Annotated in this window: 20 protein-coding genes and 1 tRNA gene; all 21 read left to right on the forward strand. The window is 30.4% G+C overall.

What is annotated here, in order from left to right; translation table 11 throughout:
* Positions 1 to 185: 185 nt before the first annotated feature.
* The 21 genes from Q0L65_RS03125 to Q0L65_RS03225 all read left to right on the forward strand — a co-directional run bounded on the left by Q0L65_RS03125 (position 186) and on the right by Q0L65_RS03225 (position 11,630).
* Complete coding sequence (locus Q0L65_RS03125) at positions 186 to 419, forward strand: hypothetical protein (protein WP_296683163.1); 234 nt, start codon at positions 186 to 188, stop codon at positions 417 to 419.
* Positions 416 to 2,740 carry a BT4734/BF3469 family protein gene (locus Q0L65_RS03130; RefSeq protein ID WP_296683373.1) on the forward strand — a complete coding sequence of 775 codons (2,325 nt, stop codon included), beginning with the start codon at positions 416 to 418 and terminating at the stop codon, positions 2,738 to 2,740. The genes Q0L65_RS03125 and Q0L65_RS03130 overlap by 4 nt, the downstream gene beginning before the upstream one ends.
* A gap of 2 nt (positions 2,741 to 2,742) precedes the next feature.
* A complete protein-coding gene (locus Q0L65_RS03135; RefSeq protein ID WP_296683375.1) occupies positions 2,743 to 2,961 on the forward strand; it encodes a hypothetical protein in 219 nt (72 codons plus the stop codon).
* A complete protein-coding gene (locus Q0L65_RS03140) occupies positions 2,954 to 3,646 on the forward strand; it encodes a hypothetical protein (protein WP_296683378.1) in 693 nt (230 codons plus the stop codon). Before Q0L65_RS03135 ends, Q0L65_RS03140 begins: the two co-directional genes overlap by 8 nt.
* Positions 3,643 to 3,834, forward strand: coding sequence for a hypothetical protein (locus Q0L65_RS03145; RefSeq protein ID WP_296683379.1), 192 nt, complete (start codon positions 3,643 to 3,645; stop codon positions 3,832 to 3,834). Before Q0L65_RS03140 ends, Q0L65_RS03145 begins: the two co-directional genes overlap by 4 nt.
* Positions 3,831 to 4,205, forward strand: a complete 375-nt coding sequence (locus Q0L65_RS03150; protein WP_296683382.1) for a hypothetical protein — start codon at positions 3,831 to 3,833, stop codon at positions 4,203 to 4,205. Before Q0L65_RS03145 ends, Q0L65_RS03150 begins: the two co-directional genes overlap by 4 nt.
* On the forward strand, positions 4,202 to 4,468 hold the full coding sequence (locus Q0L65_RS03155; protein WP_296683385.1) for a hypothetical protein: 267 nt from the start codon (positions 4,202 to 4,204) through the stop codon (positions 4,466 to 4,468). The genes Q0L65_RS03150 and Q0L65_RS03155 overlap by 4 nt, the downstream gene beginning before the upstream one ends.
* Complete coding sequence (locus tag Q0L65_RS03160; RefSeq protein WP_296683388.1) at positions 4,452 to 5,711, forward strand: hypothetical protein; 1,260 nt, start codon at positions 4,452 to 4,454, stop codon at positions 5,709 to 5,711. Before Q0L65_RS03155 ends, Q0L65_RS03160 begins: the two co-directional genes overlap by 17 nt.
* Positions 5,698 to 5,985 (forward strand): VRR-NUC domain-containing protein, encoded by a 288-nt coding sequence (locus tag Q0L65_RS03165; protein ID WP_296683389.1) that lies wholly within the window; start codon positions 5,698 to 5,700, stop codon positions 5,983 to 5,985. Before Q0L65_RS03160 ends, Q0L65_RS03165 begins: the two co-directional genes overlap by 14 nt.
* 247 nt (positions 5,986 to 6,232) lie before the next feature.
* A complete protein-coding gene (locus Q0L65_RS03170; RefSeq protein WP_296683392.1) occupies positions 6,233 to 6,838 on the forward strand; it encodes a pentapeptide repeat-containing protein in 606 nt (201 codons plus the stop codon).
* Positions 6,832 to 7,041, forward strand: coding sequence for a hypothetical protein (locus Q0L65_RS03175; RefSeq protein WP_296683395.1), 210 nt, complete (start codon positions 6,832 to 6,834; stop codon positions 7,039 to 7,041). The genes Q0L65_RS03170 and Q0L65_RS03175 overlap by 7 nt, the downstream gene beginning before the upstream one ends.
* Positions 7,038 to 7,271 (forward strand): hypothetical protein, encoded by a 234-nt coding sequence (locus Q0L65_RS03180; protein WP_296683397.1) that lies wholly within the window; start codon positions 7,038 to 7,040, stop codon positions 7,269 to 7,271. The genes Q0L65_RS03175 and Q0L65_RS03180 overlap by 4 nt, the downstream gene beginning before the upstream one ends.
* Positions 7,268 to 7,459, forward strand: a complete 192-nt coding sequence (locus tag Q0L65_RS03185) for a hypothetical protein (protein WP_296683399.1) — start codon at positions 7,268 to 7,270, stop codon at positions 7,457 to 7,459. The genes Q0L65_RS03180 and Q0L65_RS03185 overlap by 4 nt, the downstream gene beginning before the upstream one ends.
* 141 nt (positions 7,460 to 7,600) lie before the next feature.
* Positions 7,601 to 7,726 carry a hypothetical protein gene (locus Q0L65_RS03190; protein WP_296683402.1) on the forward strand — a complete coding sequence of 42 codons (126 nt, stop codon included), beginning with the start codon at positions 7,601 to 7,603 and terminating at the stop codon, positions 7,724 to 7,726.
* A 325-nt stretch (positions 7,727 to 8,051) separates the two neighbouring features.
* Positions 8,052 to 8,753: a hypothetical protein gene (locus Q0L65_RS03195; RefSeq protein WP_296683404.1), complete on the forward strand. Its 702-nt coding sequence runs from the start codon at positions 8,052 to 8,054 to the stop codon at positions 8,751 to 8,753.
* A 50-nt stretch (positions 8,754 to 8,803) separates the two neighbouring features.
* On the forward strand, positions 8,804 to 9,448 hold the full coding sequence (locus tag Q0L65_RS03200) for an NUMOD4 domain-containing protein (RefSeq protein ID WP_296683407.1): 645 nt from the start codon (positions 8,804 to 8,806) through the stop codon (positions 9,446 to 9,448).
* 26 nt (positions 9,449 to 9,474) lie between these two features.
* On the forward strand, positions 9,475 to 9,696 hold the full coding sequence (locus Q0L65_RS03205) for a hypothetical protein (RefSeq protein WP_296683410.1): 222 nt from the start codon (positions 9,475 to 9,477) through the stop codon (positions 9,694 to 9,696).
* 6 nt (positions 9,697 to 9,702) lie between these two features.
* A complete protein-coding gene (locus Q0L65_RS03210; protein WP_296683413.1) occupies positions 9,703 to 9,939 on the forward strand; it encodes a hypothetical protein in 237 nt (78 codons plus the stop codon).
* A 1-nt stretch (position 9,940) separates the two neighbouring features.
* On the forward strand, positions 9,941 to 10,420 hold the full coding sequence (locus Q0L65_RS03215; RefSeq protein ID WP_296683415.1) for a hypothetical protein: 480 nt from the start codon (positions 9,941 to 9,943) through the stop codon (positions 10,418 to 10,420).
* Between the two features lie 36 nt (positions 10,421 to 10,456).
* Positions 10,457 to 10,558, forward strand: a tRNA-OTHER gene (locus Q0L65_RS03220).
* Between the two features lie 922 nt (positions 10,559 to 11,480).
* The gene (locus tag Q0L65_RS03225) at positions 11,481 to 11,630 is read left to right on the forward strand and encodes a hypothetical protein (RefSeq protein ID WP_296683416.1); all 150 of its coding nucleotides are present in this window, start codon (positions 11,481 to 11,483) and stop codon (positions 11,628 to 11,630) included.
* Positions 11,631 to 11,828 lie beyond the last annotated feature (198 nt).

Consider the following 11,828-nt stretch of genomic DNA (forward strand, 5'->3'; position numbering starts at 1 on the left):
CTAAAGCGATTACGAAGTAGGAACGACATAGTCAGGTGGTTTAGGTTATCACGATATGGTATAATAGTGGAAAGAAAGCACGGTCTAATGTACCCAATATATCCAAAGATGATATTCAACTGCCCTCCTAACCTATACAAACTATTACCATATAATATTAAAATAAAATGTAAGACTTATATATTATGAAAGAACAAGATTTAATAGATTTAGGATTTGAAATAAATCACGATGAAGAGAATGGCAAACCATATCATTACTATACTTATGATATAGGTAAATATGATTGTTTAATCTCTAATACAAATGATGAAGGAAATGTATGGTATGTAGAGTTATTTGAATCGGATGAAATTCGATTTACTAATAAGGAGGAACTGAAATTGTTTATAGACTTAATTAATAGAAATAAGAAATGAAAATAAGCGTATTTAAAAATTTATTTAAGTCAAAAGACGTTCCTTATTCTATGGACTTAGATAAAGTTATCGCTCGTATTCGAGTAGGTAAGTCTAAGGAAATTGTAGATAGGGTTCGTGCTGGAGATAAAAATGCAAAGAATGAGCTTCCGTGTATCTTGTTTGCTGGAGAGTTTACAGAGCGTAACTCTAACTCTCTTGTTAAGCACTCTGGATTAATGGTAGTGGACTTTGATAAGTATCCTACAGAAGATGAAATGAATGAACATTTAGAGGAATTAAAACAAAATCCTCATTTTGTGCTATTATTTATTTCTCCAAGTGGTAAGGGTATTAAAGGAGTAGTTAAAATCCCTGAATCAGATAAGCATACTCACGTGAAGTACTTTAAAGCATTCAAACAAATGTTCTTTAAAGAGAATAAATATTTTGATAATGCCAATAGTAATGTAGATAGAGTATGTTATGAGTCTTATGATCCAAACATCTATGTAAATAAAGAGGCTGAGCTATTTGATGCGGAGCTAATTGATGAAGGGTTTAAGACTTCTGAAAAAGTACCACTTCTTCCAATTAATGACGAGTCATCTATTATTGACCGTATTATGAAGTTCAACTGGAAGCGAGGATTTAATGATGGAGAGCGCAATGCCTTTATCTTTGATTTAGCGGGAGCATTCTGTGAGTATGGAGTATCTGAATATACTGCCGAGGGGTATATTCTAAATAATGTAGTTATTGGAGACTTTCCAGAATCAGAAGCGATAACTGCTATTCGTTCTGCCTATCGTAAACGCACTGCTAATAGTAAGTTTTTTGAAGATTACACCAAGTTAGACCGAATTAAGTCTGATTTAAAGATGGGTAAAAAGGCAGTAGTAGAAAAATATAGTATTTCGGAGGGTACTTACGATGAGATAAAGGAAGAAAGCGACCACAGCGTTTTTTGGTCTATAGACGAAAAGGGTAAGGTACTTATTAACTCGCTGAAATATAAGACCTTTTTAGAGCGTAATGGCTTTAAGAAATACTACCCAGCTGATACACAACACTCTAATTTAGTATATGTATTTGAGAATAGAGTAATTGAAACTTCTAAAGAGCGTATTAAAGACTTTGTACTCGATTACTTAATGACCCGTGGAGAGATTGAAGTTTGGAATTACTGCGTTAAGTACCATAATTTATTTAGTGAAGAGTTTTTAATTATGCTTGATACTATTGAATTAATGATGCTTAAAGATACTCGAGATAAGTCATTTATTGCTTATAAAAATGGAGTATTAGTAGTTAGTAAAGATACAGCTGAATTAGTTGAGTATATCGAAGTAGGGGGATATGTATGGGAGCGCCAAATTATCAATAGAGATTTCGTTAAATTAGACACTTATGAAAATGATTATAAGCACTTTATTAATAATGTATCTAATAAAGAGCCGCTATCTTTAGAGTCTGTAACTGGATATTTATTATCTAATTATAAAAATAAATCTAAGAATAGAGCGATTATCTTAAATGATGAGACTATCTCAGATAATCCTGAAGGAGGTACTGGTAAAGGAGTATGGGTACAAGGAGTAGCTCAAATCAGAAACACAGCAGTTCTTGACGGTAAGACACTGAAAGATGAAAAGTTTGATTATCAGACTGTATCTACAGAAACCCAAATATTAGTATTTGATGACGTAGTACGTAACTTTAACTTTGAGTCTAAATTTAGTCTAGTCACAGAAGGTATTACTTTAGAGCGTAAGAATAAGGATGCGATTAAGTTATCAGTTGAAGATTCGCCACGAATGGTTATCTCTACTAACTACGCTATTAAAGGAGAAGGAAATTCACACGATAGAAGACGTTTTGAGGTAGAGTTTGCTCAGTATTATGGCAAGAACTTAACTCCAGCAGATGAGTTTGGAAGACAATTATTTGATGATTGGGATGAAGAGGAGTTTAGTAGATTTGATAATTATATGGTATATTGCCTACAAACTTATTTGAAATTAGGACTTGTACCTCAAAACGCTAAAAATATTAAGTTACGTAAATTTATTGCTGAGACTTCTATGGAGTTTAAAGAATGGATAGATGATAGAGATAATGTAGCATTAGATTGTAGATTGGATAAACAAGTATATTACGATAGATTTACTAATGAATACCAAGACTTTAAGAAATGGTTGACTCGTAAGAAATTTAATATTTGGATGCAGAAATACTGCACATTTATGAATTATGAGTATGTTGATGGTATTTCAAATGGTAGTAGATGGTTTATTTTAAATACAAAACAAGGAGTATTAATCGATGAAGATGATTTTTAATTATGAAAGAAAAAATTTTAGACATTTTAGTACAAACAGGATGGGATAAAAAGTTGAATGACATTCAACAAATGGCAGACGATTATGCTATTGAGTTTGAAGAGTGGTTAAGAATTAATTATTATGATAATGGAGAATTTTGGACAAAATGGAATAGTGATGACAATACTCATTCATCAAAAGAACTATTAGAAATATTTAAAAAAGAAAAATATGTTTAAAATTTGCAAAACTTGTTGTGTAGAAAAAGAAGATGTTGATTTTTCTAAAAATAAAAATAGCAAAGATAGTCTTCAGCCATCTTGTAAAAAGTGTATGTCAGAAAAGTCTAAGTATTGGGCACTAAGCAATAAAGAAAAGGTAAAGATAAACAAGGCTAATTATTATGCTAAAAACATAATAAAAAAATCGGATAGTATTAAAGAATATATGCAAGAATGGAGATTAAACAATAAAGATAAAACTTCTAAATATAATAAAGATTGGGCATTAAAAAATAATTACTATCAAAAGGAATATAGAAAGATTAATAAAGAATATATTTCAAAAAAATATACAGAAAGATTAGGTAATGATTTTATTTTTAAATACTCTCATAATATTAAAAATTTAATAAGAGGCTCTTTCAAAAGAGGGTGTAAGGGTATTTATAAAAAAGGATTAAAAACAGAAAGTATTTTAGGTTGTTCTATTGATTATTTTTTACGATTTATATCAGAAAAATTTAGCGAAGGAATGAGTATAGAAAATCACGGTGAATGGCATTTAGACCATATTATTCCTATTTCTTTTGCAAAAAACGAAGACGACTTAATAAAGCTAAATCACTATACAAACTTTCAGCCATTATGGGTAAATGACAATCTTAAAAAAGGAAATAAATTAATTAAAGAAAAAGGATTATGATACCAAAAGAAAAAGCAAAAGAGTTAGTAGATAAATATTATAATTTATTTTCTGTAGAATTAGAAAATACAATAGATTATAGAGAAGCTAAACAATGTGCATTAATAGCAGTTGATGAAATATTAGATAAAGATGGATATAATAATAATTATTGGCAAGCAGTTAAACAAGAAATTGAAAAGTTATGACACTAAACTATAGAGAAGTTGCGTTTGTTTTGAACAAACCTTCTACAGAGATTAAGAACAAGTTTCAGGAGTTATTGAAGTTAGACAAAATAACAATGAAAGATGAAATTCACACCGATAAATTATCGTGGGAGTTTGGGCTGATTAAATCAGTAGATAAGCGTTATGATGGACTGCCGCTATTCCCATTTTATATGAGAGAATGTAAGAAGTCATTTCGTAATTACTTGAATGAGAAGTCAAATATCAAAGCAAAGAAATTTACTGGAGGAAAGACTGTCTTTTACAAGATATTAACTCCTGAAGAGATTGAATTTTGTAACACTAACTTAGCCTACAAATACAAAGAAGTATTTGGTAAATCGATATGAGTACAAAGTTTGGAATATTAGCAGAAAATATTGAGCATTCAAAATTAGTAGATGAGGATGGAGATTTGCATTACTATATATCTACAGCTATTTTTGAACCTGTATTTTTTAGAGGAACAAATAGTAGGTGGTTAACTAATTTCGGCAAGTTTTTACCTGATGATATGAGAGTATATGCTTTAGACAATACACAGCAAGGTATATTTACTATAAAAGATTGTAAGGATTTTTTAAATAAAGAACTAGATGAAACAGCTTCGTGATTACCAGCAGGATATAGCAAACCAAGCGGTTAAGATACTTACTGATAAAAAGATAGTGTACCTCAACTGTATGGTTCGTGTAGGAAAAACACTTATGGCTTTAGAGACTGCTAAGTTATATGGAGCTAATAAAGTTCTATTTATTACTAAAATTAAAGCCTTTTCATCTATACAAGGAGATTATAATGATTTCGGATATACTTTTGATTTAACCATAATCAATAAAGAGTCTATACATAAAATAGAGTCAAATGATTTTGATTTGATTATATGTGATGAAGCCCACGGTTTATTTGCTGCCTATCCGAAGCCAAGCGGATTCGCTAAGATTTATAAAGGCAGATTCTCTAAAGTACCTATGGTTTTGATGTCAGGAACTATGAACCCTGAGTCATATAGTCAAATATACCATCAGTTTTGGGTATCGAACTATTCTCCATTCAAGCAGTACATCAAATTTTATAAGTGGGCGAATGATTATGTGAACGTCAAGCTAAAGAACTTAGGATATGCCAAAGTCAATGACTACAGCGATGCGAAGTATGATAAAATATATCCAATTATTAAGCCATATATCATAACCTTTACCCAAGAACGAGCTGGATTTACTACAAAGGTAATTGAGCATATTATCCCAGTTGAGATGCAACCAGTTACTTATAACGTAATTAATAGATTAAAAAGAGACTTAGTAGTTACTGCATCAGATGGTCGAGTGATATTAGCCGATACTTCAGTTAAGTTACAGCAGAAGATACACCAATTAGGCAGTGGTACGATTAAGTTTGAAGATGGAACAGCTAAAATTATTGACTATTCTAAAGCAAATGTAATTAAAGAAAAGTTCTCTGAGTACAAAATAGGGATATTCTACAAGTATAAAGAAGAACTTACTATGCTGAAAGAAGTGTTTGGAGACAAATTAACCACTGAGTTGGATGAATTTAACCAAACTGATAAATGGATAGCTTATCAGTATTTAAGTGGCAGAGAAGGCATTAATTTAAGTAAGGCAGATTATTTAGTTATGTTCTCAATTGACTTCTCAGCGACTACTTACTTCCAGGCACGTGCAAGGATGGCTACCAAAGACCGAGAGAAGAACGAAATTTTTTGGTTATTAAGTAAAAATACTTTAGACGCTAAGATTTACAAAGCAGTGATGAACAAAAGAAGTTATACTAACGATTTGTTTAAGAAAGAAATAGAAATCACAATACCTAAAAGAAATGCTAGAAAGTAAAATACAATCCAAAATTGTAAAGAAGTTAACCGAAGATGGTTGGCTTGTAATAAAATTAATTCGCACAAGTATTGCAGGTGTACCTGACTTAATGGCACTAAAAGAAGGTAAGACTATTTTTATAGAAGTTAAGCAACCTAAAGGAGTTTTGTCGGAAATTCAGCACTATAGAATAGCTGAGTTAAGAAGTAAGGGTTTTGAAGTATATATATGGACTGATTACCAAGTAGATTATGAATTTAAACATAAAGACAAAGATGAGATGTGGTTTTAGAGAATACAAAGGAAAAATGATTCCGCAGAACGTAACTATCTACAAAAGTAAGAGTGATAGAGAGTTTTATGTATCAGGATTTAGCTACTTAGAAAATAAATTTATAGTTAAATACATTGATACTGAGGAGTTTAAAGAAATAAATTATGAAATAATAAAAAAATATTTGTAGGAGTAAATATTTATTTATAAGTTTGTCCTGTAATCAAGCAGAGAGCTTGAATACGTTATTAATTAATATTTTATTATGAAAACAACAATTGAGATTAAATCAATCTTTGGTAAAGTACTATTTACCTACACAAATGAAAATGCAACTATTAAAGATGCAGTAGAACAAGCTATAAAAGAAAAGGTTAGTTTAAATCATGCCGACTTACGTTCAGCCAACTTGTGTTCAGCCAACTTGTATTTAGCCGACTTGAGTTCAGCCGACTTGCGTTCAGCCAACTTGAGTTCGGCCGACTTGTGTTCAGCCAACTTGAGTTCAGCCGACTTGAGTTCGGCCAACTTGAGTTCAGCCGACTTGAGTTCAGCCGACTTGAGTTCAGCCAACTTGCGTTCAGCCGACTTGTGTTCAGCCAACTTGAGTTCAGCCAACTTAAGTTCAGCCGACTTGAGTTCGGCCAAAAATAAAGAAAAGTCTCATTTACCTATTTTTTGCAAGTGGACTCACTCTATAAAAGGAGATTTAATTCAAATAGGTTGTAAAGAAAAAACAATTGAAGAATGGGATAGTTTTTTTAAAAGTGAAGAAGTTTATTCAACCGAAAGAGATACTGATGACTTTAAACAAATTCAAGCGGTATATGAATCGTATAAGGCTTACTTAAACTTTTTAAATAAATGCTAGACACTTACGATGAGTGGAACTCACTCAACCCTATCAACCAAGAAGAATTAGAACCATTATCTGAGTTTGAGCAACTACAAGAAGACTATTTAGAACTTCGAGGTCGCTATACTTTACAGCGTAATCGAATCAATCAATTAATTGAAGAATTAAGTGGTCTTGAATCACAAACTTATGTAATTAATAAATTAAAGAAGTTATGACACCAAAAGAAAAAGCAGAAGAGTTAGTTGAAAAGTTTGATGAGTTATTAACTTATCTAGAAAGCAAGACAAAAACAAAAAAATGTGCATTAATAGCAGTTGATGAGATAATAAGAGTTTGTCCTTATTTTGATTTAAAAATTCGAGAAACAGATGACCAATTGTCCGCATTTGATTTTCAATTTATATCTTATTGGCAAGAAGTTAAGCAAGAAATAGAAAAGTTATGACACCAAAAGAAAAAGCAGAAGAACTGCATTATATATGTAGTAAAGAGGTATATAAGGGTACTTTAGTTTATAGTGATAAAACTGCTAGAAAACTTGCTTTAATAGTAGTTAATGAGATATTAAAAGATTGCGAGGTTGAAAGATATAGGTTTTGGTACGAAGTTGAACAAGAAATTATAAAGCTATGAGAGACGCAATAGAAAGGTTTATATTTAGTTTATGTCAATCAGAGAAAGTAAGAGTTGATATTACGGTAACAAAAGAGCAATTAAACTCTTTAGGAGTAGATAAGATTAGAGAATTAGCAACTACATTAATTAATAGAGAATATGAAAAGAGAAACAATTTGGGAGTACAAAATCCGAGTAAAGCAAGAAGCTAAAGATGTATTAGCTTTAGCAAAGAAACAAGAAGCAGAACGTTTAGCAAAAAAGAAACAAAATGAGCAAAAGTAAGGCAGCCTTCCCATTAGTACAAGTACCTGGAGCGAACTTCAATCCAGGTATTTCAGAGAGAACCTATATCGCAGTTCAAGCAATGCAGTCACTTATTACAAGTGGATTATATGAACAGATAGATATTCCTAGAATAGCGTATCGATATGCAGATAGTATGATAACTTATAACTCAAAGTAGTATGGAATTATTAATAGAATGTGTACAATTTTTATTAAATGGATTAGCTGCAATTGTACTTTTTACTTGCTGGAGATTATTATTAACGTATCTATTACTATATATTCCTCAATCAATAATAGATAATAAGAAAATTAATTAATTATGAAAAACATCCACGTATTACCAACAGAAAATGAAAGTAGGATATGCTACAATAGTTTTAACAAAGTTTATGAACTATGTGAATTTCCTAAATATCACACAGATATTAAATCTGCCCATAACATCTACATCACTTCTGATGAAGAAATTGAAGATGGAGATTGGGTTTATTTTATTTCAACTAATGAAGTTATAAAAGTTCCCTTAGGTGGTTTTAAAGGAAAAGTTTGCAAAAAAATCATCTTAACAACAGACCAATACTTAATCAAAGATGGTGTACAAGCTATTGATGATGAGTTTTTAGAATGGCTTGTTAAGAATCCAAGTTGTGAGTGGGTTTATGTTAATGAATCTCCAATAACTAATGACCCAATGGGTTATAAATCTTTTTACAAAATAATCATTCCAAAAGAAGAACCTAAACAAGAAACACTTGAAGAAGTTGCTGAAAAATGGGTATTTGAAACAAATAATCATAAGTGGTCAAATAATGACGATACTGCTGGGGATAATTATAATTCATTTAAAGAAGGTGCTAAATGGCAAATAAACAATCAAGATAATTTTGCTATTGAGTTTGCAGAGTGGTTAAGAATTAATTATTATAATAATGGAGAAATTTGGATAGAATGGAATAGCGATGACAATACTCATTCATCAAAAGAACTATTAGAAATATTTAAAAATACTCTACTACGTTAAATGGCAATTAAGAAATATATTGTATATTTGTATTCTAATAAATATAAATTATGAAAGAAGTTTGGAAAGATATGCTTGGATATGAAGGATTGTATCAAGTAAGCAGTAATGGTAATATAAAAAGCCTATCAAGAACAATAACAAAGGGTAAAGTTGTTTATGTAACTAAAGATAAAATTTTAAAACAATCAATAGATTCTGTAGGTTATCCTTATGTAAATTTATCAAATTATAAAAAACAAAAAACGTTTAGAGTACATCAATTAGTATCTATAGCTTTTTTGAACCATATTCCTAATGGATATGATGGTTTAATTGTAGACCATATTGACGGTAATAAACTTAACAACTTTACAAATAATCTTCAATTAGTTACAAATAGAAAAAACTCAAGTAAGGACAGGAAAAACAAAACTTCTAATTTTACAGGTGTTTCTTGGCATAAACAAAGTAATAAATGGTTAGCACAAGTTAGAATAAATGGTAAGGTTAATTATTTAGGTGTTTTTAAAAAAGAAGAAGATGCTTATTTAGCTTATACTAACTCTATAAAATCTAAAAGAATGTATAGTGAGAAAGATTTACATGATTCTTTTTTCAATGGTTGGATTTATAGAGGAGATGAAAAATATAAATTTCAATTTTCACAAGCTAAAAAAGAATGTTTTGAACGATTTAAAAACAAGTCAAAGTGATAAATCACTTTAAAAAGAAATAAGATATGATAGATCAAGATTTATTAAATGAAATTATGCAAGATACTTCATTTAATGGTAAATATTGTAGACTTTATGAAATGCTGCAAGACGAACTGGATAATTATTCTGATAGTAGAATTGAGCAAATGAAAGATACATTAAAGTTTGTACGTCCTTACTTATCGAGTAAGATTGATTCGTACGATAAAATGAAAGTATTATATGAATATTCAAACCTAATTTAATTAACTATGAAAATCAAAAATGGAAGATGGGTAAACAATCAAGGCGAGGCTTTGACTACTCCAGAAGAACACAATCAATTTCAAGACACGTTAACTCGTGTTAAATTATTCTCAAAAGGTAAAGGATTGACTTATAAAAAAATACAAGTCTTATTCAATATCTTGAGTACCAATAACGATATGGATAATGCCTTAACTAACGTGCTATCTATGGATAATCAACAACTTAAAAGATTATTTTAGTATGAGAAACTTAGAACTAAGCCAAGAAACAGCTAAGCGCTGGTATGAAGGCACAGATGAGGAATTAAAAGGATTGGCACTACAAACCTATCCTGAGTTAGGTAAGAATAAATTACCAATTACTTGGAATGGATTAGAACAAGTTAATGGATATTATATAAATAATGATAGCATAATTTATAAAGATTGTGGTTATGTTAACGATAGAAATAGAAATTTCTTCGCAACAAAAGAACAAGCCGAAGCATTAATAGCACTTGCGCAGTTAAGTCAATTAAGAGAGGTATATCGTAATGGGTGGATACCTGACTGGAGTAAAGATGAAAACAAATTTGTAATTATATTGAGAGATGGAATGATAATTGATGATACTAATATTAAATATAATAAGTTCCTTTCCTTCCAAGATAGAGAAACAAGAGATTTATTTCTTAAGAATTTTAGAGATTTAATTGAGAAGGCAAAGCCACTTATGTCCTAAAAAAAGATTAAATTCGTGACAAAATATAACGCAAATGATTGAGTGGTGTAATTGGTTGACACCCTCTATAATGGAATAAAATGAACTCGAGATAGTTTTATTCTTTGAGGATTGCAGGTTCGAGTCCTGTCTTAATCATTAAAAAGGCTATCAGAAATGGTAGCCTTTGCTTTTGCATATAAAAGGGCAATATAAGACATAATTATATGCGCAAACGTATAGATTTACCAACAGTAAATGCTTTATACATCATTAATGATTGTTATTTCACACAAAACAAGCTATTTTGATTGAAATTTAATACATACTCGCCTAACGGATAAGCATTCAGCTTCGCTTGAATAGTTGCCTCGGTGGGGTTGAGCCGTTTTACACTCGCATAAATGCTGAGTGGTTGCCTCGGTGGGGTGCTATCACTTTCAGTCGATAGGTTGCCTCGGTGGGGTACACTCGTTTTCAACTGAGTGGTTGCCTCGGTGGGGTCTGATCATTTTTTATCCCATAGTTGCCTCGGTGGGGTCGGGCTGTTTTGCTATCGGCTAAAGCCTGATAGGTTGCCTCGGTGGGGTCGAGCTACTTTGTAACCTTTATCCTACTAATCCGATAGGGTTTATATGCTGATGTCAATGTGTCAAAATAACGCAATGATATTTTGTTTAATCCAGTAAAAAACAGAACTTATATATATATATTACAAAGATTGAGATATTAACACAAAATTTGTATTAATAAAGTGAGTTTGTTTTTATTATTTTAGTTTTTTGAGTGTTCACAAGCCCAGTAAATATGTTTAAAATGTTAAAATTATGTTAAAATTTATATAAAAACTTGCACAACCTAAAAAGCTGATATATATTTGTACCATCAAAATGAAACAAAATTTAACCTTAAAAAAAATACAAATTATGAACAAATTAAAGGCATTACTAGCTATCGGAATATTATTGGTATTCGCCTCAATATTAACTGTAAATATCTATATTCTAGGGGTTGCCGAATTAGTGACAATCCCTACAATTGTCTTATTAATAATTAAAAACTTTAATAAAAAAAAATAATTATGTACACTTACAACATCATTGACGAAAAACACGGAAAATTAGTAGCTAAAATAGTTTTATCAAATTCCGAAACGCCTGAAGAATGGAAATTTCCAAATCAAAAAAACCTAAAAGATGGCTTGATAGAAGCGGGTTATATCATAGAATAATAAAAACAGAGGTGTGTATGTAACGCACAATATCAGAATTTGAACAAATTTTATAAAAAATAAAACCATGAAAACACTAGAAAAATTTATCGACTTTATTAGCGTATTATTATACGGAACTCAAAAAGGTATAACTCAAAAACATTTTTAATTATGATTAATTTATTTATTATTTTATTAGCATTTGTTCTTTTCTTT

It is taken from the genome of Flavobacterium sp. (genome assembly GCF_024642105.1).
GTDB lineage: Bacteria > Bacteroidota > Bacteroidia > Flavobacteriales > Flavobacteriaceae > Flavobacterium.